This is a genomic window from Bradyrhizobium sp. USDA 3311, assembly GCF_054062495.1.
The window spans coordinates 328627-353605 of the sequence record NZ_JBSSFI010000001.1 but is presented as its reverse complement, the minus strand read 5'-3'; the positions used below and the strand labels follow the sequence as shown (position 1 = coordinate 353605).

13 protein-coding genes and 1 pseudogene are annotated in these 24979 nt (G+C 62.7%); 13 read left to right on the top strand and 1 reads right to left on the bottom strand.

Features of this window, described 5'->3' with window-relative positions; genetic code table 11:
• The first annotated feature begins 433 nt into the window (after nucleotides 1-433).
• The 13 genes and pseudogenes from ACVWW6_RS01675 (at nucleotide 434) to ACVWW6_RS01615 (ending at nucleotide 24421) form a co-directional block, all read left to right on the top strand.
• Nucleotides 434-12961 carry an amino acid adenylation domain-containing protein gene (locus ACVWW6_RS01675; protein ID WP_456680003.1) on the top strand — a complete coding sequence of 4176 codons (12528 nt, stop codon included), beginning with the start codon at nucleotides 434-436 and terminating at the stop codon, nucleotides 12959-12961.
• A gap of 397 nt (nucleotides 12962-13358) precedes the next feature.
• Entirely contained in the window at nucleotides 13359-14603 is a 1245-nt protein-coding gene (locus ACVWW6_RS01670) for a CaiB/BaiF CoA transferase family protein (RefSeq protein ID WP_456680002.1), read from the top strand.
• Nucleotides 14593-15423 (top strand): citryl-CoA lyase, encoded by an 831-nt coding sequence (locus ACVWW6_RS01665; protein ID WP_456680001.1) that lies wholly within the window; start codon nucleotides 14593-14595, stop codon nucleotides 15421-15423. Before ACVWW6_RS01670 ends, ACVWW6_RS01665 begins: the two co-directional genes overlap by 11 nt.
• Nucleotides 15420-15708: pseudogene (locus ACVWW6_RS01660) on the top strand (SMP-30/gluconolactonase/LRE family protein); the annotation flags it as partial. The gene ACVWW6_RS01665 and the pseudogene ACVWW6_RS01660, both read left to right, overlap by 4 nt.
• 327 nt (nucleotides 15709-16035) lie before the next feature.
• Entirely contained in the window at nucleotides 16036-16308 is a 273-nt protein-coding gene (locus ACVWW6_RS01655; protein ID WP_456680000.1) for a hypothetical protein, read from the top strand.
• 187 nt (nucleotides 16309-16495) lie between these two features.
• Complete coding sequence (gene sfnG, locus ACVWW6_RS01650; RefSeq protein WP_456679999.1) at nucleotides 16496-17602, top strand: dimethylsulfone monooxygenase SfnG; 1107 nt, start codon at nucleotides 16496-16498, stop codon at nucleotides 17600-17602.
• A 113-nt stretch (nucleotides 17603-17715) separates the two neighbouring features.
• Complete coding sequence (locus tag ACVWW6_RS01645; protein WP_456679998.1) at nucleotides 17716-18546, top strand: ABC transporter ATP-binding protein; 831 nt, start codon at nucleotides 17716-17718, stop codon at nucleotides 18544-18546.
• Entirely contained in the window at nucleotides 18546-19436 is an 891-nt protein-coding gene (locus ACVWW6_RS01640) for a branched-chain amino acid ABC transporter permease (RefSeq protein ID WP_456679997.1), read from the top strand. The genes ACVWW6_RS01645 and ACVWW6_RS01640 overlap by 1 nt, the downstream gene beginning before the upstream one ends.
• Nucleotides 19437-19439: 3 nt before the next feature.
• Nucleotides 19440-20486 carry a branched-chain amino acid ABC transporter permease gene (locus ACVWW6_RS01635; protein ID WP_456679996.1) on the top strand — a complete coding sequence of 349 codons (1047 nt, stop codon included), beginning with the start codon at nucleotides 19440-19442 and terminating at the stop codon, nucleotides 20484-20486.
• Between the two features lie 27 nt (nucleotides 20487-20513).
• A complete protein-coding gene (locus ACVWW6_RS01630) occupies nucleotides 20514-21845 on the top strand; it encodes an ABC transporter substrate-binding protein (protein ID WP_456679995.1) in 1332 nt (443 codons plus the stop codon).
• A 69-nt stretch (nucleotides 21846-21914) separates the two neighbouring features.
• Nucleotides 21915-22709, top strand: coding sequence for an ABC transporter ATP-binding protein (locus ACVWW6_RS01625; RefSeq protein ID WP_271565765.1), 795 nt, complete (start codon nucleotides 21915-21917; stop codon nucleotides 22707-22709).
• Nucleotides 22710-22731: 22 nt separating this feature from the next.
• A complete protein-coding gene (locus ACVWW6_RS01620) occupies nucleotides 22732-23928 on the top strand; it encodes an acyl-CoA dehydrogenase family protein (protein ID WP_456679994.1) in 1197 nt (398 codons plus the stop codon).
• A gap of 292 nt (nucleotides 23929-24220) precedes the next feature.
• The gene (locus ACVWW6_RS01615; RefSeq protein WP_271565763.1) at nucleotides 24221-24421 is read left to right on the top strand and encodes a hypothetical protein; all 201 of its coding nucleotides are present in this window, start codon (nucleotides 24221-24223) and stop codon (nucleotides 24419-24421) included.
• A gap of 198 nt (nucleotides 24422-24619) precedes the next feature.
• On the opposite strand, the gene ACVWW6_RS01610 is transcribed toward ACVWW6_RS01615, so the two are convergent.
• Nucleotides 24620-24802: a hypothetical protein gene (locus ACVWW6_RS01610; protein ID WP_456679993.1), complete on the bottom strand. Its 183-nt coding sequence runs from the start codon at nucleotides 24800-24802 to the stop codon at nucleotides 24620-24622.
• Nucleotides 24803-24979: the final 177 nt, after the last annotated feature.

Sequence of the window (24979 nt, the reverse complement as noted above, 5' to 3'; positions counted from 1 at the left end):
TGCAAGAGCTTTGGCTAAGTTGTCGCCACATGATCGCACGGAATACTTGGTAACGGCTTGGCTGATCTATCTCGCCCGCATGACGAGAGAAACAGAGTTTCAACTGGGATGGACGCCTGCATCGGATGGATCGCAAGCTGGCTCCAAAGCGGCGGAGGTGTTGATCTCCTCTGTCGTGCGGATGGAAGTTACCATTGAGCTTGCTGATGATTTTGAAGAAGTGCGCAAAGCGGTAGCGGCCGAATGCGCTCAGCTGAGGGCGCACGCTAGCTTTGCCCGGGATCTTGTCGCGCGCTGCCCGACATTGCGAGATGTGGAGGCGCTACGCTCGAAACGACCCTGGCCGATTGGCATCACAATCAGGACAGAGAGCAGCTCCCTCGCTGACGATCTAATGACGAGCCACAGAGCTGGCCCAGCCCTATGCGGCGATTTGCTGACCTTTGAGTGCGCTTCGGATGGGAGCTTCCGCTGGCATTTTGATGCCAGCCGATTAGCGCCGAAGCAGATCGACGGCATGACGCAACATTTGCAAACTTTGTTAAATGGTGTGATGGCCGATGCGGGGCAGCCGGTCGGCCGCATCAACGTTCTCCCGGCCGATGAGCGCACGTATCTACTGGAGGAGTTGAATCGGACGGCGGCGCCTTATCCGTCGGAGCGGTGCATCCATGAGCTGTTCGAGGCGCAGGTGCAGAAGGTACCGGCGGCGGTTGCGGTGGTCTATGAGAACGAGAGACTGAGCTATGGCGAACTCAATGCGCGGGCCAACCGGCTAGCGCATCATCTGATCGGGCTCGGGGTCAAGCCGGACCAGCCGGTGGCGATCTGCCTGGAACGCGGCCTCGCGATGGTGGTTGGTGTCTTGGCGATCCTGAAGGCGGGCGGCGCCTATCTGCCGCTGGATCCGGCCTATCCGTCGGCACGGTTGCGGCAGATTGTCGACGATGCCGCGCCGCGAATGCTGCTTTGCGATGCAGCCGGCCGCTCCGCACTCGGCGCCGAGGCTGTGGCCGATCTCAGCGTGGTCGACCTCAATACTGCCACTCCGCCCTGGGCCGCGCTGCCTGTCTCCGATCCCGAGCCGCGCACGCTCGGCCTCACATCGCGCCATCTCGCCTATGTCATCTACACCTCAGGCTCAACCGGAACCCCAAAGGGCGTCGAAATGTCCCACGGCTCGCTTGTGAATTCGCTTGCGGGGATTAGCACGTCAAAACTGCGCACACTTCAATTCGCGACCCTGAACTTCGATGTGTCCTGCCAGGAATTGTTCATTTGTTGGAAGGACGGTGGACTGCTCGTGCTCGTGCGGGAAGAGACCCGTACGCACTTCTCCGACTTGCTTGAATTCGTGGAGGGGGAGGCGATCGAGCGGCTTTTTCTCCCATTCGTAGCATTGAACCATTTTGCGGAGGTCTGGAGCGCGCAGCAAGTGCAGCTGCCCTATTTAAGTGAAATTTATACAGCGGGTGAGCAACTGCAGGCCACTCTACCGCTTAGGGCGTTCTTCGAAGCACATCCAAAGGCGAAATTGATCAATCAATACGGGTCCACAGAAATCAGCGTCATTGCCGAGCACCACCTTCCAGCTGACCCATCATCTTGGCCCCAATTGCCTCCCGTCGGCCGTCCGATTGCCAACACGCGGGTGTACCTGCTGGACGGTCATGGCGCGCCCGTGCCGTTCGGGGCGGTAGGCGAGCTTTACATCGGCGGGGCGGGGGTGGCCCGGGGCTACCTGAACCGCCCCGAGCTGACAGCCGAGCGGTTCATCGCCAGTCCGTTTGTGGACGGCGATCGGCTGTACCGGACCGGCGACCTGGGGCGTTATCTGCCGGACGGCAATCTGGAGTTCCTGGGCCGCAATGACGACCAGGTGAAGATCCGCGGCTTCCGCATCGAGCCGGGCGAGATCGCCGCGCGGCTTTGCGAGCACGCCTGGGTGCGCGAGGCGGTGGTGGTGGCGCGCCAGAACCGCGCCGGCGACAAGCATCTTATTGCCTATGTGGTCTGCGCGCCCGAGGCCGGCTCGGACGAGGGCGATGGAGGCGGGCTTGCCAGCGCCTTGCGCGCGCATCTGAGCGCGCGGCTGCCGGACTACATGGTGCCGACGGCGTTCGTGCCGATCGCGGCGCTGCCGCTGACGGTGAACGGCAAGCTCGACCGCAAGGCACTGCCGGCGCCGGCCGATGCGGCCTATGCGCTGGCGGCCTATGAGGCGCCGCGCGGCGAGGTCGAGACGATGCTGGCCGGGATCTGGGCCGAGCTTCTGGGACTGGAGCGGGTCGGACGTCACGACCACTTTTTCGAACTGGGCGGCCACTCACTGCTGGCCGTGCAGGTGTCGAGCCGGCTGTCACAGGCTGTTGGGGTTGAACTGCCGCTGTCGACGCTGTTTGCCAAGCCGGTGCTGGCCGATCTGGCGGCAAGCATCGTCGAGGTGTTGAGCCGCTCCGGTCCCCAAGACCTGCCGGCGATTGCGGCGGTGTCGCGTCATGAGCCGCTTGTGCTGTCGTTTGCGCAGCAGCGGCTATGGTTTTTGGCGCAGCTGGACGAAGGCAGCACGCACTATCACATTCCGCTGGCCTTGCGGCTGCGTGGGGCGCTCGACCGCAGCGCCTGGCAGCGCAGCCTTGACCGTCTGTTTGCCCGTCACGAGGCGCTGCGCAGTATCTTTGTCGCACCGGAGGGCAAGCCCCGAGTTGAGGTCCTGCCGCCGGATGCGGGACTGCCGGTACTTGAGCACGATCTGCGGCACAGGCCGGATGCGGAAGCGGCACTTTTGGATCTGTGCCATGAAGAGGAGCGCACGCCGTTTGATCTTGCGCGCGGGCCGCTGATCCGCGGGCGTCTGGTGCGGATGTCGGATGAGGAACACGTCTTCCTGCTGACCCAGCATCACATCGTCTCGGACGGCTGGTCGATGGGCGTGCTGGTGCATGAACTCAGTCGGCTTTACCGGGCGTTCGAGGCTGGACAGGACGATCCTTTGCCGCCGCTGGCGATCCAGTATCCGGATTATGCCGCCTGGCAACGGCAGTGGCTGTCGGGGGAACGGCTGCAGAAGCAGGCGAAGTATTGGCGCAACGCCCTGTCAGGCACGGCCCGTCTTGTCTTGCCGACGGACCGTGCGCGGCCGGCCCAGCAGTCGTTTGCCGGGGCCAGTGTTCCTGTTGTCATCGATGCGGATCTGACGCGGGACTTGAAGCGGCTGAGCCGGCAGCATGGCACGACGTTGTTCATGACGGTGCTGGCGGGCTGGGCGGCGGTGCTGTCGCGTCTGTCGGGGCAGGACGACCTTGCGATCGGCGTGCCGAGCGCCAATCGCGGCCGGCGCGAGATCGAAGAGTTGATCGGTTTCTTCGTCAACACCCTGGCGCTTCGGCTGGACTTGTCGGGCGAGCCGAGCGTGTCGGAGCTTCTGGAGCGGACGCGGCGCACGGCGCTGGCTGCGCAGGAGCATCAGGACCTGCCGTTCGAGCAGGTGGTGGAGATCGTGCAGCCGCCCCGGGCTCTTGACCACACGCCGTTGTTGCAGGTGATGTTGGCCTGGGAGAACAATGCGGTGGGGTCATTGGACCTGCCGGGGCTGAGTGTGGAGGCTGCCGGGAAGGGGCTCGATCAGGTCAAGTTCGATCTGGAGCTGAGCCTTAGCGAGCATGGCGAGGAGATCGCTGGAACACTGGGTTATGCCACGGCGCTGTTTGATCAGGCGACGATCGAGCGGCAGCGTGGTTATCTGCTGGCGCTGCTGCGGGCGATGGCTGCCGATGCAGGCCAGCCGGTCGGCCGCATCGACATCCTGCCGGCCAACGAGCGCACCTATCTGCTGGAGGAGCTGAACCGGACGGCGGCGGCCTATCCGTCGGAGCAGTGCATCCACGAGCTGTTCGAGGCGCAGGTGCAAAAGGCGCCGGATGCGGTGGCGGTGGTCTGCGCGGACGAGCGCCTGAGCTATGGCGAGCTCAATGCGCGGGCCAACCACCTGGCGCATCATCTGATCGCACTCGGGGTCAAGCCGGGGGATCGCATTGCGACAATGCTAGACCGCTCCGTCGCTCTTGTGGTGGCGCAGCTGGCGATCCTGAAGGCGGGCGGAGTGTATGTGCCGGTCGATCGTGCCCTTCCATCTGCGCGACAAGAATGGCTGATGGCCGATTGTGCTGCACGCATGGTGCTTAGCCGCATTGACGGTGATGATCTGGTTGAGGCGACAATACCTGTTCTGGCTATTGAGCCGCTCATAGTTGGAACGGGATGCAGTTCCGATCCTGGTCTGGCGTTGAGTGCTGAGGCTGCCGCTTACGTAATGTACACCTCCGGCTCCACTGGCCTTCCCAAAGGAGTTGTTGTTCCTCATCGTGCCGTCAACCGGCTCGTGATCAACAGTGGATATGCGAAGATCGATGCCGGCGATCGTGTGGCATGGGCTGGCAATCCCGCCTTCGACGCAAGCACATTCGAAGTGTGGGCACCGCTGCTTAACGGTGGTTGCATTGTTGCAATGCATGCCGCCACCATCAGAGATACTCGCAGTTTTGCCCGGGCGCTTGAACAGCACCAGGTGACGTCACTTTTTCTAACAACAGCATTATTCAACCAATATACATCATCGATTGCTCCGACGTTAGCGCAACTGAAGTACCTCCTCTGTGGAGGAGAGCGCAATGATCTTTGCTCATTTCTGAGATTGCTGAAAGAAGAAGGCCCCGTACGTCTCATTCACTGCTACGGCCCGACCGAGACGACGACCTTCGCGACTGTCTGGAATTGCCCGGCTGATTTTGATGGGGCAGTGGTCCCGATCGGCCGTCCGATTGCCAACACGCGGGTGTACCTGCTGGACGGTCATGGCGCGCCCGTGCCGTTCGGGGCGGTGGGCGAGCTTTACATCGGCGGGGCGGGGGTGGCCCGGGGCTACCTGAACCGCCCCGAGCTGACAGCCGAGCGGTTCATCGCCAGTCCGTTTGTGGACGGCGATCGGCTGTACCGGACCGGCGACCTGGGGCGTTATCTGCCGGACGGCAATCTGGAGTTCCTGGGCCGCAATGACGACCAGGTGAAGATCCGCGGCTTCCGCATCGAGCCGGGCGAGATCGCCGCGCGGCTTTGCGAGCACGCCTGGGTGCGCGAGGCGGTGGTGGTGGCGCGCCAGAACCGCGCCGGCGACAAGCATCTTATTGCCTATGTGGTCTGCGCGCCCGAGGCCGGCTCGGACGAGGGCGATGGAGGCGGGCTTGCCAGCGCCTTGCGCGCGCATCTGAGCGCGCGGCTGCCGGACTACATGGTGCCGACGGCGTTCGTGCCGATCGCGGCGCTGCCGCTGACGGTGAACGGCAAGCTCGACCGCAAGGCACTGCCGGCGCCGGCCGATGCGGCCTATGCGCTGGCGGCCTATGAGGCGCCGCGCGGCGAGGTCGAGACGATGCTGGCCGGGATCTGGGCCGAGCTTCTGGGACTGGAGCGGGTCGGACGTCACGACCACTTTTTCGAACTGGGCGGCCACTCACTGCTGGCCGTGCAGGTGTCGAGCCGGCTGTCACAGGCTGTTGGGGTTGAACTGCCGCTGTCGACGCTGTTTGCCAAGCCGGTGCTGGCCGATCTGGCGGCAAGCATCGTCGAGGTGTTGAGCCGCTCCGGTCCCCAAGACCTGCCGGCGATTGCGGCGGTGTCGCGTCATGAGCCGCTTGTGCTGTCGTTTGCGCAGCAGCGGCTATGGTTTTTGGCGCAGCTGGACGAAGGCAGCACGCACTATCACATTCCGCTGGCCTTGCGGCTGCGTGGGGCGCTCGACCGCAGCGCCTGGCAGCGCAGCCTTGACCGTCTGTTTGCCCGTCACGAGGCGCTGCGCAGTATCTTTGTCGCACCGGAGGGCAAGCCCCGAGTTGAGGTCCTGCCGCCGGATGCGGGACTGCCGGTACTTGAGCACGATCTGCGGCACAGGCCGGATGCGGAAGCGGCACTTTTGGATCTGTGCCATGAAGAGGAGCGCACGCCGTTTGATCTTGCGCGCGGGCCGCTGATCCGCGGGCGTCTGGTGCGGATGTCGGATGAGGAACACGTCTTCCTGCTGACCCAGCATCACATCGTCTCGGACGGCTGGTCGATGGGCGTGCTGGTGCATGAACTCAGTCGGCTTTACCGGGCGTTCGAGGCTGGACAGGACGATCCTTTGCCGCCGCTGGCGATCCAGTATCCGGATTATGCCGCCTGGCAACGGCAGTGGCTGTCGGGGGAACGGCTGCAGAAGCAGGCGAAGTATTGGCGCAACGCCCTGTCAGGCACGGCCCGTCTTGTCTTGCCGACGGACCGTGCGCGGCCGGCCCAGCAGTCGTTTGCCGGGGCCAGTGTTCCTGTTGTCATCGATGCGGATCTGACGCGGGACTTGAAGCGGCTGAGCCGGCAGCATGGCACGACGTTGTTCATGACGGTGCTGGCGGGCTGGGCGGCGGTGCTGTCGCGTCTGTCGGGGCAGGACGACCTTGCGATCGGCGTGCCGAGCGCCAATCGCGGCCGGCGCGAGATCGAAGAGTTGATCGGTTTCTTCGTCAACACCCTGGCGCTTCGGCTGGACTTGTCGGGCGAGCCGAGCGTGTCGGAGCTTCTGGAGCGGACGCGGCGCACGGCGCTGGCTGCGCAGGAGCATCAGGACCTGCCGTTCGAGCAGGTGGTGGAGATCGTGCAGCCGCCCCGGGCTCTTGACCACACGCCGTTGTTGCAGGTGATGTTGGCCTGGGAGAACAATGCGGTGGGGTCATTGGACCTGCCGGGGCTGAGTGTGGAGGCTGCCGGGAAGGGGCTCGATCAGGTCAAGTTCGATCTGGAGCTGAGCCTTAGCGAGCATGGCGAGGAGATCGCTGGAACACTGGGTTATGCCACGGCGCTGTTTGATCAGGCGACGATCGAGCGGCAGCGTGGTTATCTGCTGGCGCTGCTGCGGGCGATGGCTGCCGATGCAGGCCAGCCGGTCGGCCGCATCGACATCCTGCCGGCCAACGAGCGCACCTATCTGCTGGAGGAGCTGAACCGGACGGCGGCGGCCTATCCGTCGGAGCAGTGCATCCACGAGCTGTTCGAGGCGCAGGTGCAAAAGGCGCCGGATGCGGTGGCGGTGGTCTGCGCGGACGAGCGCCTGAGCTATGGCGAGCTCAATGCGCGGGCCAACCACCTGGCGCATCATCTGATCGCACTCGGGGTCAAGCCGGACCAGCCGGTGGCGATCTGCCTGGAGCGCAGCCTGGCGATGGTGGTGGGACTCTTGGCAATCCTCAAGGCGGGCGGAGCCTATCTGCCGCTGGACCTGGTCTATCCCAGCGAGCGGCTGCGGCAGGTTGTCGAAGATGCCGCGCCGCGGCTGCTGCTTTGCGATGCCGCCGGACGCGCAGCACTCGGCCCCGAGGTGCTGACCGATGTGACGGCGGTCGATCTGGAGATGGCCATGCCGACCTGGGCCGAACGGCCGGCTTCGGACCCCGACCCGCGCACGCTTGGCCTCACGTCCCGCCATCTCGCCTATGTCATCTACACCTCAGGCTCAACCGGAACGCCCAAAGGGGTACAGAATGAGCATCGGGCTATTATCAATCGCCTGATCTGGATGCAAAAAGCGTATACACTCAATGCGGCTGATGTCGTCTTGCAGAAGACCCCGTTTGGCTTCGATGTCTCGGCCTGGGAATTCTTCTGGACGTTGCTTGAAGGGGCGACCCTGGTGCTGGCGCTTCCTGGTGCGCACAAAGACCCAGATGCGCTTGTAAACTTAATGATCAGCCAACGCATCACCACTGCACACTTTGTACCATCCATGCTGGTCAGCTTCATGGATACGAACGGTGTTGATCGCTGCACATCCCTGCAGCGTCTCGTGTGTAGTGGGGAGGCGCTTTCTGCCTCCCTTACGCAGAAGGTTCGGCGCGTATTACCTTGGACTGGTCTGCACAATCTATATGGTCCCACCGAAGCTGCTATCGACGTGACGGCCTGGAATTGCCCGGCTGATTTTGATGGGGCAGTGGTCCCGATCGGCCGTCCGATTGCCAATACGCGGGTGTACCTGCTGGACGGTCATGGCGCGCCCGTGCCGTTCGGGGCGGTGGGCGAGCTTTACATCGGCGGGGCGGGGGTGGCCCGGGGCTACCTGAACCGCCCCGAGCTGACAGCCGAGCGGTTCATCGCCAGTCCGTTTGTGGACGGCGATCGGCTGTACCGGACCGGCGACCTGGGGCGTTATCTGCCGGACGGCAATCTGGAGTTCCTGGGCCGCAACGACGACCAGGTGAAGATCCGCGGCTTCCGCATCGAGCCGGGCGAGATCGCCGCGCGGCTTTGCGAGCGCGCCTGGGTGCGCGAGGCGGTGGTGGTGGCGCGCCAGAACCGCGCCGGCGACAAGCATCTTATTGCCTATGTGGTCTGCGCGCCCGAGGCCGGCTCGGACGAGGGCGATGGAGGCGGGCTTGCCGGCGCCTTGCGCGCGCATCTGAGCGCGCGGCTGCCGGACTACATGGTGCCGACGGCGTTCGTGCCGATCGCGGCGCTGCCGCTGACGGTGAACGGCAAGCTCGACCGCAAGGCGCTGCCGGCGCCGGCCGATGAGGCCTATGCGCTGGCGGCCTATGAGGCGCCGCGCGGCGAGGTCGAGACGATGCTGGCCGGGATCTGGGCCGAGCTTCTGGGACTGGAGCGGGTCGGACGTCACGACCACTTTTTCGAACTGGGCGGCCACTCACTGCTGGCCGTGCAGCTGATAGAGCGGCTGCGGCGGCTGTCGCTCGGGGTGGAGGTGCGCACCCTGTTCGCCAGGCCGGTGCTTTGCGATCTGGCCGCAAGCCTTGGCAGCCAGCGCGAGGTGGCGGTGCCCGCCAACCTGATCGACGAGCACAGCACGGCGATCATGCCGCGGATGCTGCCGCTCATCGAGCTGACGCAGGAAGAGATCGACCGGATCGTCACCACGGTGCCGGGCGGGGTCGCCAACATCCAGGACATCTATGGCCTGTCGCCGCTGCAGGACGGCATTCTGTTCCATCATCTTCTGGCCAGCCGGGGCGATCCCTATCTGCTGGTCAGTCAAATGGCGTTTGCCAAGCGTGGGCTGCTGGATGGCTATCTTGGTGCGGTTCAAGAGGTGGTGGATCGCCACGACATTCTGCGCACGGCCTTTGTCTGGGAGGGTCTGTCGAGCCCGGCGCAGGTGGTGTGGCGCAAGGCGGCCTTGGATGTGCTCGAGGTCGAGCTGGACGAGAATGGCGGTTCCGGTCACGAGCAGCTGAAGCGGCGGTTCGATCCGCGTCAGTACCGCATCGATCTTGGTCGGGCGCCCTTGATGCGCTTCGTGATCGCGCGCGAGCCGGGCAGCGGGCGCTGGCTGCTGCTGGAGTTGCTGCATCATCTGATAGGGGATCACACGACGCTGGAAGTGATGCATGCCGAGGTGCGGGCCGTGCTGGCAGGGCGGGCCTATGAACTGGCCGTACCGCAGCCGTTCCGCAATCTGGTGGCGCAGGCGCGGCTTGGCATGAATGCCAAGGCGCATGAAGCGTTCTTCCAGGAGATGCTGGGCGACATTGACGAGCCAACGCTGCCGTTCGGGCTTCGCGAGGTGCATGGCGACGGCAGCGGGATCGGCGAGGCGCATCGGATGCTTCCGCGGGCGCTCAACGATCGGCTGCGCGCTCAGGCGCGGCGGCTCAGGGTGAGCCTTGCGAGCCTGTGCCATCTGGCCTGGGGGCAAGTGGTGGCGCTGAGCAGCGGCCGAGAGCAGGTGGTGTTCGGCACGGTGCTGTTTGGCCGCATGCATGCGGGTGCGGGCGCCGACCGTGCGATGGGCCTGTTCATCAATACCCTGCCGCTGCGGCTTGATCTTGATGGGACCGCGGTCGAGGCGAGCGTGCAGGCCACGCATGCGCGGCTTTCTGAGCTGCTGGCGCACGAGCATGCCTCGCTGGCGCTGGCGCAACGCTGCAGCGGCGTTGCGGCGCCGGCGCCGCTGTTCAGCGCGCTGCTGAACTACCGCCACAACACGCCGGCGGCCAAGTCCGGTTCTGGAACGGATGATGTCCTGGCCGGCATCGAACGGCTGAGCGGGGAAGAGCGCACCAATTATCCGTTGACGCTATCGGTTGAGGATTTTGGCGAGGCGCTCGGCCTGACGGCGCAGGTGGCGGAGCCAATCTCTGCGGATCGGGTCTGCGGCTACATGCAGCGGGCGCTCGAGCAGCTGGCAGATGCATTGGAGCAGGCTTCCGACAGACCGGTGTGGGAGCTGGACATCTTGCCGGCCGACGAACGCAGCTATCTGCTGGAGGAGCTGAACCGGACGGCGGCGGCCTATCCGTCGCAGCGGTGCATCCACGAACTGTTCGAGCAACAGGTGCAAAAGGCGCCGGATGCGGTGGCAGTAGTCTGCGAGGACGAGCGCCTGAGCTATGGCGAGCTCAATGCGCGGGCCAACCGCCTAGCGCATCATCTGATCGCCTTCGGGGTCAAGCCGGACCAGCCGGTGGCGATCTGCCTGGAGCGCAGCCCGGCGATGGTGGTGGGAGTCTTGGCGATCCTCAAGGCGGGAGGGGCCTATCTGCCGCTGGACCCGGCCTATCCCAGCGCGCGGCTGCGGCAGGTGCTCGAGGATGCGGCGCCGCGGCTGCTGCTTTGCGATGCATCCGGCCGCGCCGCGCTGGGCGCCGAGGCGCTGGCCGATGTCGGCGTGGTCGATCTGGATATGGCCACCCCGGCCTGGGCCGAACGGCCGGCTTCGGACCCGAACCCGCGCGCGCTGGGCCTCACCTCACGTCATCTCGCCTATGTCATCTATACCTCAGGCTCAACCGGCACCCCAAAGGGCGTCATGGTCGAGCATCGGGGATTGGTCAATCTGGTGTTGGCTCAGGTCGGTCTTTTTGGCGCTTCTTCCAAAAGCCGGGTGGTGCAGTTCGCCTCCGTTGGGTTTGATGCAAGCGCTTGGGAGCTTCTTATGGCGTTTGGCTCTGGAGCCGCATTGCACTTGCCTGCGGACGAGATCCGTCAAGCGAGTAACAAGCTATCGGATTATCTCCGAAGCGAAGACATCACCCATGCGACGTTACCCCCAGCCTTGCTTCAGGCAAGCAAGACGCTGGAATGTTTGGCTTCGCAAGTTCTCATTCTTGCTGGAGAACTGCCGAAAGCTGAACTCATCCGAAGTCTGGCCTCGGCAGCAATTGTCAACGCTTATGGCCCGACCGAAGCAACTGTCTGCGCGACGGTCTGGAATTGCCCGGCTGATTTTAATGGGTCAGTGGTCCCGATCGGCCGTCCGATTGCCAACACGCGGGTGTACCTGCTGGACGGTCATGGCGCGCCCGTGCCGTTCGGGGCGGTGGGCGAGCTTTACATTGGCGGGGCGGGGGTGGCGCGGGGCTACCTGAACCGCCCCACGCTGACAGCCGAGCGGTTCATCGCCAGTCCCTTTGTGGACGGCGATCGGCTGTACCGGACCGGCGACCTGGGGCGTTATCTGCCGGACGGCAATCTGGAGTTCCTGGGCCGCAACGACGACCAGGTGAAGATCCGCGGCTCCCGCATCGAGCCGGGCGAGATCGCCGCGCGGCTTTGCGGGCACGCCTGGGTGAGCGAGGCGGTGGTGGTGGCGCGACAGGATGGCCGCGGCGACAAGCACCTCGTTGGCTATGTGGTGTGTGCGCCCGAAGCTCAATCGGATGAGCTGGATGGCGCTGACCTTGCCGGCACCTTGCGCGCGCACCTAAGTGCGCGGCTGCCGGATTACATGGTGCCGGCGGCGTTCGTGCGACTCGCGGTGCTGCCCGTGACGCCGAACGGCAAGCTGGATCGCAAGGCGCTGCCGGCGCCGGAAGATGCTGCGTATGCGCGTCGGACGTACGAGCCGCCGCGGGGCGAGATCGAGACGGCGCTGGCCGGGCTTTGGGCCGAGCTTCTGGGGCTCGCGCGGGTCGGGCGCCACGACCACTTCTTCGAACTGGGCGGCCACTCGCTCTTAGCGGTGCAGCTGCTCAGTGGCGCAGTTGATCTCGGGCTCAACTTCAGCGCCGCCGACCTCTTCCAAGCCCCCGTTCTGAAGGAATTTGCATCGAAAGTTCATGTGGCGCCACAGCCCAGCTATTCGGGAGCGATTTGTGCTCGAGAAGCCGGATCGCGGCCACCGCTGTTCTTTGTTCCCACAGGTTTGGGCGATTGCTCCTATATCCCCAGTTTGGCGCAAGAAATGGATGTCGACTGTCCTGTCTACGGTTTGCCATGGCCGCAATTCAGTGCAGCTCAATTTCCAACTCTTCAAGAGATCGCCTCGCAAGCTAGCATGGCGATTCGCGAGATCCAGCCGCGAGGTCCATATCGGTTCTCTGGATACTCATCAGGAGGAATCTTGGCTTATGCAATTGCGCAGCAGCTACTAAAGCTCAACGAAGCTGTTTCCTTCATCGGCCTAATTGACGTTGTTTTATTTGCAAATGCATCAAGGACATCACCCACCCAAATGATACAAGAAGTACTGCTGGAATCTCTCGAATTAGATGACGAGAAGTTCGAAATCCTCGACCGCTTCGCTGGACAAAGTTCAATTTCCCGACTGCTTGAAAAGGCTCAGAGAATTGGGGCGATCCCTCTGGATCGTGATCTCCGCAATGACATTCTGACGTATGAAAGGGCCTCGCAGTTCCAACGGGCGCTGGCCTTGTATCAAGTTCCGTCCCTTCCGGTTGAGATACACCAATTCTACGCGAACCGGCCTCTTAGCCGTCGGACACGTTCTCGAAAAACTTCGCTAGGTCCAGAAGCAAGTTCGCCTTTGCGGGGGTGGGACCGGATTTTAAGTGCGGAGGCCATTCATGCCGTGCCAATTCCAGGCGACCATGTGACTATGATGAATGTCCCGGAAAACCGCCAAGTTCTGGGTCGGGCCATTTCAACGGCCTTGATCGGGACTCTTAATAGACCCAAAGCATGAATTTCTCCGAATTTTCTTGGGCGCCGGATAACGTACAGATTCTGTCGCACTCTCAGCATTAACGGCTTCTCCTAGAATGAAGGAACTTTGAATGAACGATGGGAATGCCATGTCAAGGGTAGGCGCTTAGCCGGACCCCTTGCTTCGGGATCGGTATAGCTGTGCGAAAGAAGCCTCCGGCTTGGACGGAGGTATGGGATGGTGCATATTTCGCAAAAACGGGACAGCAGTTTCGCTAAATCGCGGACAGCGTAGCGGCGCTGGCCGCCAAGGTGCCGCTCGCGGTCCTCAGCGACTACGACCCCAAGATTGCGGCCGCCAGGATCGATCTCGCCAAGACCTTCACCAACCGCTTCGCCGAGCACGCCGCACAGCAGCTGAAGTAAGGGGGATTGGAATGTCTCTGCCGCTCACTGGCATCCGCGTCCTCGACCTCTCCAACGTGCTGGCTGGTCCGTTCTGCGGCTATCATCTCTCGCGTCTCGGTGCCGAGGTGATCAAGATCGAAAATCCGAACGGCGGCGACCTGGCGCGGCGCCTCGGCTCCGATCCGCAAAGGGCGGAGCGCTTGCAGGGCCTCTCCTTTGTCGCCGTGAATGCTGGCAAGCAATCGGTGGCGCTGGACTTGAAGTCGGAATCAGGCCGCGAGGTGTTGTTGCGGCTCGTCACTGAAGCCGACGTGGTGCTCGAAAACTTCCGGCCGAAGGTGATGGAGCGGCTTGGTCTCGGCTTTGACGTGCTCTGCAAGCACAACCCGCTTCTCGTCTATTGCGCCATCTCCGGTTTCGGACACAGCGGGCCGTGGTCGGCCCGTCCGGCCTATGATCAGATCGTCCAGGCTCTCTCTGGCGCCATGAGCGTCACCGGTGATACAGCCTCGGCGCCGCTGCGTACCGGCTTTCCGATCTCGGACACGATTGCGGGGCTCACGGCCGCCTTTGCCATTAGCGCGGCTCTGGTCGAACAGCGGCGGACCGGCCGTGGTCGCTTCATCGACGTGTCTCTGCTCGAAGCCACCGTTGCAGCGATGGGATGGGTGGTCTCCAACTACCTGAACGCCGGCGTCGAGCCGCAGCCGATGGGCAACGAGAACTTCACCGCGGCTCCCTCGGGCACGTTCAGCACGGAAACAGGCCCGTTGAACATCTCCGCCAACGAGCAGAAACAGTACCAAGCCCTATGCGACCTGATCGGCCGACCGGAGCTGAAGACGGATCCACGCTTCGCAAAGCGCGAGATGCGTAAGGTAAACCGTGCGGCGCTGAATGCGGAATTGAACGAGGCGCTGAGCCGCAAGCCCGCTGAAGAATGGGAGCTGCAAATGAATGCGGCCGGTGTTCCCGCGGGCTGCGTGCTGACGGTCGCTCAGATATTGCGGCAGCCGCAGCTGCTCGACCGCCGCTTCGTCGAGACGTTGCCCCCGGAACAGGCCGGCGCGCAGCCACTACGAATCACGCGGCCGGGCTTCCGGCTAAATGAGGAGTTTCCGGTGCCGTCACCACCTCCCACACTCGGAGCAGACACGGAGCGATGGCTGCAGCGGCTCGGCTATTCCGCAGAGGCCATCGCTGAACTCGTGGCCAGCGGAGCGGTTGCAGGCAAAACGGTAGGGCGAACCACTGGAGGGCACCATGAGCGATGAAACCGCATTGCGAGACGCAGCCGCGCAGTGGTGGCGGACGTCGATCTGTGACGTCGCTCCCGGTTGCATCGCCTATCGGGGTTATCCGATCCAGGATCTGATCGGCCGGATCTCGTTTCCGGCGATGATCTGGCTGATGCTGCGCGGAGAACTGCCCTCAGTGGCGCAGGAGCGGCTGCTCCAGGCCGCGCTGGTTGCGTCCGTCGATCACGGCCCGCATGCGCCGTCGATCGCGATCGCCCAGATGGCGGTGAGCTGCGGCCTGCCGCTGAACGGCGCGATGGCCTCCGCCATCAACACGCTTGACGACGTCCATGGCGGCGCGGGCGAGCAGGCCGTCGAGCTTTATGACGACCTGTTGCGGCGGACCGAAATCCAGGAGATCGACGCCGCGGCAGGTGCGGCCATCGATCATTTCACCGCGACCCGCGGCAAGTATCTGCCGGGCTTCGGCCACCGCTTTCATCCGGTCGATCCGCGTGCCGCGCCGCTGCTGGCGCTGGTGGATGCGGTTACGGCTGAAGGCTGTGTCGCTGGGCGCTATGCCGCCGCAGGCCGCGCCATCGAACGCGTGATGCGGCAACGCAAGGGCAAGCTGATCCCGATGAACATCGATGGAGCCACCGCCGGCATCTATGGCGAGCTCGGCTTTGCGCCGCCGCTCGCGCGGGGTGTGTTCTGCCTGTCGCGCGCGGTCGGCATCCTGGCGCACGCCTGGGAGCAGACCGGACGCAAGGACCGCAACAAGGGGCCGATGCCCAAGCAGTTTGCCTACAAGTATGAAGGCCAGCCGCGCCGCGCGTTGAGCGATACGCCATGATGTATCTCGACACACCGCCACAGCGCGTCGAGACCCGCGTCTTCTCGGCGATGCCGGCGGAGTTTCGACGTCCAGGCGTTCGCTCGGACTGGGCCGATGCCAACCGCGGCGGCAAGCCGGTGGATTGCTTCATCGAGGGGCCGGCATTCGATGCCGCCGGCAATCTTTATGTCGTCGATAGTTCCGTTCGGCCGCATTTTCCCGATTGCACCGGATGGAGCCTGGTCCTTGGTCGCCGAATATGACGGCTGGCCCAACGGCCTGAAGATCCGCTCCGATGGTCGAGCAGGCGCGCGATTTCATCTTCCTGGAAAGGTCGTTGTCGCGACGGGTAGCGGATCTTCCTTGAGAGGCAGGACAGTGTGGGTGCGATCGTGCGTGGGCCGCTCGTCAGTATTCCGCTGGGTGCTAAGGTGTTTGCATGTTCGACTGTAGAACAGTGGTCCGTTCATCTAAATTGCGAATTCAAGCTCTCCAGCTATTTGCGGGGAGTGCAGTTGGTCTCAGATGCCGGCGAATGTAATAAAACTATTCCAACAAATCGCCGAAGTCGCAGAATGCAGAATCAAGTGCAAGGTACCATACTGGTAGCGCCCGAAACGGCCGCGACCATTGAAAGGGCTTCTTTGCGGCGATGCGATGATTAGCCACGCCTGCACAGCAACAAACGATGCGTGGGCGGCGAAAAAAAAGGAAGCTGATTATCTCCGCGCGACGAAAAATAGTGCGTCTTGGACTCGCATGGTCGAACAATCTTTGAGAGGATTGGTCATCAGGCAATGGTGCCAGTCAGGAGCGCTGATGATGCGCAACAACATCTTTGACAAGGTCATGCATTCGATCATGCGCGAGCTTGTCGATAAGTTGTGTTCGTGTCGTTCCTGAGTGGCGTCTCAATGCGCAAGCGCGATCTGAACTGAGATCGCTCTAGCTCCTCGAAATCACCAACCTAAAAGGCCGCTCGAGCAGCAGCGTCCGCACTCGCTCGTCTCGATCGGCGTGGTCGCATGGTGCTGCCGGACTCAAGCCGCCGGCTATTTCGCTGCCGTGCAATTTTCAAGGGACAAGCAAGATGTCTGCGAACAACAATCCGATCAAATTTGCTTACTGGGTGCCGAACGTGTCCGGCGGCCTCGTCATCTCCTCGATCGAGCAACGTACCAGCTGGGACATCGACTACAATCGCAAGCTCGCCCAGATGGCCGAGAAGGCCGGCTTCGACTACGCGCTGAGCCAGATCCGCTTCACAGCGGGCTACGGCGCTGACAAGCAGCACGAATCGGTCAGTTTTTCACACGCGCTGCTCGCCGCGACCGAAAAGCTCAAAGTGATCGCTGCTCTCCTTCCCGGCCCATGGAATCCAGCATTGGCCGCAAAGCAGATTGCAACCATCAGCCAGCTCACCAATGCGCGCGTTGCGGTCAATGTTGTCTCGGGCTGGTTCCGCGGCGAATTCCATGCGATCGGCGAGCCCTGGCTCGATCACGACGAGCGTTATCGCCGCTCGGAGGAGTTCATCAACGCGTTGCGCGGGATCTGGACGCAGGAGAGTTTCACGCTCAAGGGCGACTTTTATCGGTTCAACGACTATTCGCTCAAGCCGAAGCCGCTCGATCCGCTGCCTGAGATTTTCCAGGGCGGCTCCTCGCGTGCGGCCCGCGACATGGCCGCCCGCGTGTCCGATTGGTATTTTACGAACGGTAACACGCCTGACGGCCTGAAGACGCAAGTCGACGACATCAGGAGCAAGGAAAAGACGTTCGGCAAGAGCTGGCGAACCAAGATCGGCATCAACGCATTCAGCATCGTTCGGCAGACAGAAAAGGAGGCCAAGGATCTCCTCCAGGAGATCCTTGATAAGGCGATCCCGGAGGCGGTGGGCGGCTTCCACCATGAGGTCCAGAATGCCGGCAATGCCAGCCCCGAGCGCGAGGGCAATTGGGCCAAATCCACCTTCCAGGATCTCGTTCAGTACAACGATGGCTTTCGTTCCAATCTGATCGGCACGCCGCAACAAGTCGCCGAGCGCATCATTGAGCTCAAGCGTGCCGGTGCCGACCTGATCCTGCTCGGCTTCCTGCACTTCCAGGAGGAGGTCGAATATTTCGGCAAGCATGTGATCCCGCGGGTCCGCGAGCTCGAGGCGAGGACGCCCGTGCGCGTTCAGGCCGCCGAATAGGCCTGAGGAGAGACAGCGAAGTGGCGGGGATTGCGACAGGAGCGGGCGTGCTTCGTCTGGAGGAGGTTCCTGCAGACGAACAGATCCGTGCAGGGTCCCGAGAGCGCGATGACGTGACAGAGCTCAATAGCGAGCGTGCCGTCAGAGCGATCGCGGGGCCGGCGCTCGGACTTGCGAACATTTCGCTGACATTCGGCGGCGTCGCAGCGCTACGCGAGGTCGATCTGGAAGTCGCCCAGGGCGAGATCCTGGCAGTGATCGGACCGAACGGCGCCGGCAAGAGCTCGCTCCTCAACATCGTCACTGGGCTTTACCGGCCCGACCGCGGGAAGGTGTGGTTTGGCGAGCACTCCTTTCGTGATGTGCCGACGTCGAAGCTTGCAGCGCTTGGCGTGGCGCGGACGTTCCAGAATCTGGCGCTCTTCAGGGGACTTTCCGTCTTCGACAATGTGCTGATGGGGCTAGCGCATCGCGTCCGTACGGGTTTTTTGCGGCAGATCGTCGGCTCGCCACTGGCGCGACGGATCGAGGCGGAGAATAGCGCGGTCGCCGAAGAAGTAATCGGCTTCCTGCATCTTGCTGAGGTTCGTGACCGCCTTGCTGGAACGCTCCCTTACGGAGCGCAGAAGCGCGTCGAGCTGGCGCGGGCGCTGGTTGCTCAGCCGAGGCTCCTGCTGCTGGACGAGCCGTTCGCAGGCGTGACTCTTACCGAGAAGCGGGAGCTGTCGCAGCATGTGCGCAACGCCCGCGATAGTTTCGGCGCAGCAATCGTCCTGATCGAGCATGACATCGGCGTGGTTATGGGCCTGTCCGATCGCGTGGCCGTGCTCGATTACGGACGAAAGATCGCCGACGGCACGCCCGACCGAATCCGCGCCGATCCTGCGGTGATCGACGCTTATCTCGGCGTCGCACATGAGGACGATACGGAGCTTGCGATCTGATGTTCGATTACCAGTTTCTGATTGAGGTGCTGATCGGTGGCCTGCTTTCGGGAGTGATGTACTCCCTTGTCGCGATCGGGTTCGTGCTGATCTACAAGACCTCCGGCGTTCTTAACTTCGCACAAGGCGCGATGCTTTTGTTCGCGGCCCTGACCTTCGTCAGCCTCGTCGAGCGCGGCGCGCCATTCGTTGCCGCACTGGCAGCGACGCTGGTCATCATGGTCGTATTGGGCATCGCCACCGAGCGCGCGGTGCTGCGGCCGCTGGTCAACCAACCGCCGATCACCCTGTTCATGGCGACCCTCGGGCTTTCCTATGTCATCGAAGGCGCAGCCCAGCTTCTGTGGGGCACGCAGGTTCATGGCCTCGACATCGGCATCAGCGACACCCCGTTCGAGGTGGCCGGCGTGCTGATCAGTCGCTTCGACCTGTTTGCGGCGGCGGTCGCGGGTAGCCTGGTCGCGCTGTTTGCACTCTTCTTTCGCTATACCCGCACTGGGCTGTCGTTTCGCGCCGTTGCCGATGATCAATTTGCAGCGCTTGCGGTCGGCCTGCGATTGCCACGGGTCTGGGCTGCCGTTTGGACCGTGGCGGGGATCGTCGCCCTGGTCGGTGGGCTGCTGTGGGGCGCGCGGCTCGGCGTGCAGTTCTCGTTGTCGCTCGTCGTCCTGAAGGCGCTTCCAGTCTTGGTCCTCGGCGGGTTCGACTCGATCGCCGGTGCGATTGTCGGTGGTCTTTTGGTGGGCGCAATCGAAAAGCTGGCTGAGGTCTATGTAGGACCGTTCTTTGGCGGCGGCATTGAGGCCTGGGCCGCCTATGTCGCGGCACTGGCGCTCCTGCTGATCCGGCCATCGGGCCTGTTCGGGCAGAAGCTGGTGGAGAGGGTGTAAGTCATGCTGGCCCTCACTCCTGCTAAATCGCGCTGGGTCTCCGGTAAGGTGCTGTGGATCGGCCTGGTGATTGTGGCCGCCTACGGCATCGTTCCACTCGCGGGGACGGACTATCTGCTCGACGCCGTGCTCACGCCGTTCCTGGCGCTGTCACTTGCGGCCGTGGGGCTCAACGTCCTGACCGGTTATGCCGGTCAGGTCTCGCTCGGCTCGGCCGCCTTCCTCGCTGTCGGCGCCTACGCCGCCTATAATCTTCATCTTCGCATCCCCACATTGCCGCTGCTCATCGACCTGGTGCTGGCCGGGGGTGTCGCAGCGGTCATCGGCATCATATTTGGGCTACCGAGCCTGCGGCTGCGCGGGTTCTATCTCGCGGTATCGACGCTCGCCGCGCAGTTCTTCGTACAGTGGGCGCTGACCAAGTTCAGCTGGTTCTCCAACGACAATCCATCCGGGGTAATCGACGCGCCGATTCTCAGTATCGGCAGCATTACGTTCACGAGCCCCGCGGAACGTTACGTTTTCTCGCTGACGATCGTGGTCGTTTTGACCCTGCTGACGCTGCGATTGTTGCGTTCTCAATCCGGCCGCAACTTCATCGCGGTGCGCGACCATGAGATCGCGGCCAAGGTGATCGGCGTACCGCTCTTGCGCACCAAGCTGCTCGCCTTTGCCCTTTCGTCCTTCCTCATCGGTGTTGCTGGCGTGCTCTGGGCATTCGCATATTTGCGCACGGTCGAGCCGGCCGGATTCAATCTGGATCGATCTTTCCAGATCCTGTTCATCATCATCATTGGGGGCCTTGCCTCGCTGCGCGGCTCCTTCATCGGCGCCGCCTTCATCGTCGTGTTCCCGCTCCTGCTGTCGCGGATCGGCGCCGCGTTGCTCGGCAACGTGTTCGATTCGGGTGTTCTCGAGATGAGTCAGCGCATCGTGATCGGAGCGCTCATCATTGCTTTTCTGATCGCAGAGCCGCGCGGGCTGATCGCGCTGTGGGACCGCGCCTGGGCCGCCATCCGGACCGCCAGGCGCCCCGCGATCCCGACTTGAGAGTTGCTTACCCCAAAGGAGCTTGTAATGAACATCTTCAGACGTTTGAAAGTGACTATGGGCGCGGCGCTCGCCGTAGGCCTCGCTAGTACGTTGGCGGTGCACGCCGACGAACAGTTCTTCCCGCTGCAGAGCTATCGCGTTGGTCCCTACGCCGCCGGCGGTACCGGGTTCTTTGGCGGCTTCATCGACTATCTCAACCTCATCAACATCCGCGATGGCGGCGTCAATGGCGTCAAGCTCTCCTGGGATGAAGGTGAGACGCAGTACGAGGTGGAACGCGGCATCGAAGTCTATGAGCGGCTGAAGAGCCGTCCCGGGATTGCGGCGTGGAATCCGCTTTCGGTTGGCATCGCTTACGCCATGATCGACCGCATCACCAAGGACAGGGTGCCACTGATCACCGTCAACCATGGTCGTACTGATTCGACCGATGGCCGCGTGTTCCCTTACGTCTTTCCGCTGCTGCTCAATCCCTACAGCGAGACGTCCGGCATCGTGAACTACATTGCCTCCAGGGAAGGAGGCGCGGAAAAGCTCAAGAGGAAAAAGATCGTCGTGCTCTATCATGGCTCGCCGTATGGCAAGGAGACGATCCCGATCTACAAGCTCCTGGCAGACAAATACGGCTTTGAGGTGGAACAGATCGAGGTCCCGCACCCGGGCAATGAGCAGCAGTCGCAATGGCTCTCGATCCGCCGGGCAAAGCCGGACTACGTGGTGTTGCGCGGCTGGGGCGTGATGAATCCGGTGGCGCTCAAGACCGCGCAGAAGGTCGGTTTCCCCGCCGACCACATCATCGGCAACGTTTGGTCCAACTCCGAGGAGGATGTCATTCCCGCCGGTGACGCCGCCAAGGGGTATATCGCGATCACGACCCAGACCTCCGGCGCCGAATATCCGGTGCTCCAGGAGGTGATCAAGACCGTCTATGGCGCGAACAAAGGCAATCTCGACGACAAGAAGCGCATCGGCAGCGTCTATCACAACCTCGGAATCGTGAACGGTATCCTCAATGTGGAAGCTGTCCGGATTGCGCAGGCAAAGTTCGGCAAGCGTACCTTGACAGGTGACGAGGTCCGCTGGGGCTTTGACCACCTAGCGCTCGATCCGGCGCGGGTGGAGGCGCTGGGCGCGAAGGGCCTGTTCCATTCGATCAACGTCACCTGGGACAATCACGAAGGGGATGGCCGCGTCACGTTCCAGCAGTGGGATGGCAGCAAATGGAAGGTGGTCTCGGACTGGATTGCGCCGGATTGGGCCTCCCTGCGGCCCATCATCGAGAAGTCGTCCGCCGCCTATGCGAAGGAGCACAACATCAAGATTCGTAGCTCCGGCGATGAACCGGTGAGCCAGTAGCGCAAGGCAACGCTTAGGTTACTGCGGGAGCCTCGGCTCCCGCAGTTTTCAGACGGGGTGAATCCGGGCATGAGTGACGTTCTGCTTTCGGTCGAAGCGTTGGCGGCAACCTACAACCACGCCATTCGCGCCGTAAACGACGTATCGTTTGCGGTTCGACGTGGCGAAATCGTCGCCGTGCTCGGCGCCAACGGAGCCGGCAAGTCGACGACGCTCCAGGCGATCTCGGCGCTGCTGCCGGCTCGGCGTGGCCAAGTGGCCGCCGGGCGCATTCTTTTCGACGGCCGCGACATCGTATCCACATCGCCCGCGAAGCTGGTCCGGGCCGGGATCGTTCCCGTGCTCGAAGGCCGGCATTGCTTCCCCTCGCTGACCGTGGAAGAGAACCTTATCACCGGTGCTATTGGCCGAGACGCAAGGTCTCGCGTGATCCGTGCCGATCTTGACGAAATCTATGAGCTCTTCCCACGACTGAAGGATCATCGCAAGTCGACCTCGGGGCTCACATCGGGCGGCGAGCAGCAAATGACGGCGATCGGTCGCGCATTGATGTCGCGGCCACGACTCCTGGTGCTCGACGAGCCGTCGATGGGGCTCGCGCCGCTCGTCGTCGAAGGCATTTTCCGAGCGCTGAAGCAGCTTAATAGCGAGCAGGGGCTCTCAATCCTGGTCGCGGAACAGAATTCGACGGTTGCGCTGCGCTTTGCCGACCATGCCGTCGTGCTTGAGAGCGGCCGCAGCGTGCTGTCCGGTGCGTCAGTCGAATTGCGCAGCCGCGACGACATCAGGGCCCTTTACCTCGGCGGTTCACCGCAAACCGACGTCGCCGATAAACCGCTTATCCATGCCGCTGCCACACTTTGACGAACACAGGGGAGAATGACCAATGGCTAACGACAATCTGGCGCGCAAGATCGATTCTGACATCTATTCCCGGCTGGATGCCGCGATCGACGCCACCGTAAAGGTCAATGCCGATCGCAATGATCTCGAAAGCCGTTTTCCAAGAGAGAATCTGAGGGCATTGGCGGAAGCCGGCTGGACCGGCGTGCTGAACGAAACACGCTTCGGTGGCCTTGGTCTTGGGCATGTCGATTTTGCCGAAGCCGCTTACCGCATCGGACAGTCCGATGCGTCGACCGGCCTCGTCTACGTCATGCATGTCGGCGCGGCTCAGACGATCAATCTGTTTGGTAACGATGACCAGAAGGAGCGTTGGCTCAAGGCCAACAATGGCGCTTTGCTTGGGACATACTCGACCAGCGAACGTGCGACTGGTGGACACTGGTGGTATAATCTCTCCGAGGCATCGCGCGACGGCGACAATTATCTTCTCAACGCCGAAAAGTCGTTCACGACAAGCTCCGGCCAGGCCGACTTCTATGTCGTGCAGACGCGCACCCCAGGCGCCAAGGACCAGACCGACATCGTCTTCTTCATTGTCGACGGCAAGTCTGAGGGCATCGACTCCAAGCCTTGGGATGCGCTCGGTGTTCGCGGCAATCACTCGGGCCCGATCCGCTACAGCAACGTACGGGTGCCGCAGCGTGACCGGCTCGGCACTGAGGGGCAGGGGAAGGAGATCATATATGATGGCGTATCCCCGGTCTATCTGATCGGCCTCGGTGCGGTTTGGGAAGGCGTGGCCCGCGGCGCGTTGAACGCAGCCGTCAAGCACGCCACGAGTTTCGTTCACAGGGACCGAAACAAGAGTCTGTCCGACTATCAAGCGATCCGGCAGGAGCTCGGTGCGGCCAAGGTGTTGGTCGAGACCTTGCGGCCGTGGCGCCTGGAGCTCGCGGCAAGGCTGGATGAGCTCTGGCGGGCCGGTAAGCCGCAGAGCGAGATCCTAATCCCTCTGACCGAGTTCAAGGTCCATGCAGCCGAGGTTGCGAATAAGGTCGCAGCAGCAGCACTCACGGTCACGGGAGGTTACGGTTACCACCGCGGCCCGATCGAGCGCGCCTTCCGTGACGCGCGGGCAGCCATCGCCATGGGACCATCAAACGTGATTGCTCGGGACTGGATCGGTAAGGCGCTGGTCGGCCTGCCGCTCGAGCTGTTCTACGAGGGCGGAGAATAGGCCGAAATGCGCCGCGCTATTGGGCGCTGGGCCCCGCGAACGCTGGGCTCAGCGTCACGCGCCGCTTTCCGAATCCGACTTCGAACCGTTCTGGATGATGCGGTCCTGTAGCGCAGGCGCCCCAGTCGCCTCAGCTACAAGTTCGATGGCGCGAAGCCCGCCCGCCTTATGATCGCGTAACAAGGAAGGTGAGCCGCTAAATCCTCTGCACGATGGCAATTCTATTAACGTAGTTGTATCTCGCCACACGCGAGTTCCGCTAAGGTCATTGTCGGATTGGAGGAGACCTCGCATGTTCGACTCCGAAACCACCACCCTTCTGCGCGCGGTTCTGGATGAAGTTTGCAAGGATCTTTCGCTTCATGAGACCGGCGCCAGAACACACGTCGCCTCCAAAATCCTGGAAGCCGCGACCCGAGGAGAGACGTCCGTCAACGTTCTCAAGCAAGTTGGCCTGACAGCGTTGAATAGCGCGCCGACGATGTGGCGCTAGAAAGCTCGCAGGTGCGCTTCCTTCAGCGAGGCGCAGGCTCAGGCGCTGAATTCACCGCAACAGTCAACATTGATTCAGATGTTTCAACTGCGGTTGCTCGCTAAGTAGATTGCAAGCCTGGGCGTGGATTCCTTAATCTTTCGGTACACATTCACTCCGCCGAAACTCACAGTGCAGCGAGATTGTCTTCCCCGTACCTCAGGCGGCGCGTGCGGAATCATCCATTTGCAGCGCTTCAGCGGACACCTTGCCCGAGGGGCCTGTCTTGAGCTCGAAGCTGATCCGGGCCCCCTCGGCAAGCCCATTGTCGCCGGCCTTCTCAACCGCACTTTGCTCGCCGCCCGCCTCCAAGTAGTTACTGGTCTCACGCCGGACGTGCATTCGTGCCCGTCGAAGCTATCCCTGCAGCCGATCGATCGACTGCCATCGCTCGCCATTTTGCATTTCAGGGCCGCGAACCCGGGACGGTGATAATGCTTGGCCTGCAGGGTGATCGTGCCGTCGGCGCGTGTCGACCGTCGATCCCGTTATCCGGCCCCTCCGGAAAAGCCTCGAAGT

Excerpts from the sequence above, each read along its gene's own strand:
- ACVWW6_RS01670 (WP_456680002.1), top strand. The coding sequence starts at position 13,359 with ATGTCTCTGCCGCTCACTGGCATCCGCGTCCTCGACCTCTCCAACGTG.
- ACVWW6_RS01665 (WP_456680001.1), top strand. The coding sequence starts at position 14,593 with ATGAGCGATGAAACCGCATTGCGAGACGCAGCCGCGCAGTGGTGGCGG.
- sfnG (WP_456679999.1), top strand. The coding sequence starts at position 16,496 with ATGTCTGCGAACAACAATCCGATCAAATTTGCTTACTGGGTGCCGAAC.
- ACVWW6_RS01640 (WP_456679997.1), top strand. The coding sequence starts at position 18,546 with ATGTTCGATTACCAGTTTCTGATTGAGGTGCTGATCGGTGGCCTGCTT.
- ACVWW6_RS01635 (WP_456679996.1), top strand. The coding sequence starts at position 19,440 with ATGCTGGCCCTCACTCCTGCTAAATCGCGCTGGGTCTCCGGTAAGGTG.
- ACVWW6_RS01630 (WP_456679995.1), top strand. The coding sequence starts at position 20,514 with ATGAACATCTTCAGACGTTTGAAAGTGACTATGGGCGCGGCGCTCGCC.
- ACVWW6_RS01625 (WP_271565765.1), top strand. The coding sequence starts at position 21,915 with ATGAGTGACGTTCTGCTTTCGGTCGAAGCGTTGGCGGCAACCTACAAC.
- ACVWW6_RS01620 (WP_456679994.1), top strand. The coding sequence starts at position 22,732 with ATGGCTAACGACAATCTGGCGCGCAAGATCGATTCTGACATCTATTCC.
- ACVWW6_RS01615 (WP_271565763.1), top strand. The coding sequence starts at position 24,221 with ATGTTCGACTCCGAAACCACCACCCTTCTGCGCGCGGTTCTGGATGAA.
- ACVWW6_RS01610 (WP_456679993.1), bottom strand. The coding sequence starts at position 24,802 with ATGCACGTCCGGCGTGAGACCAGTAACTACTTGGAGGCGGGCGGCGAG.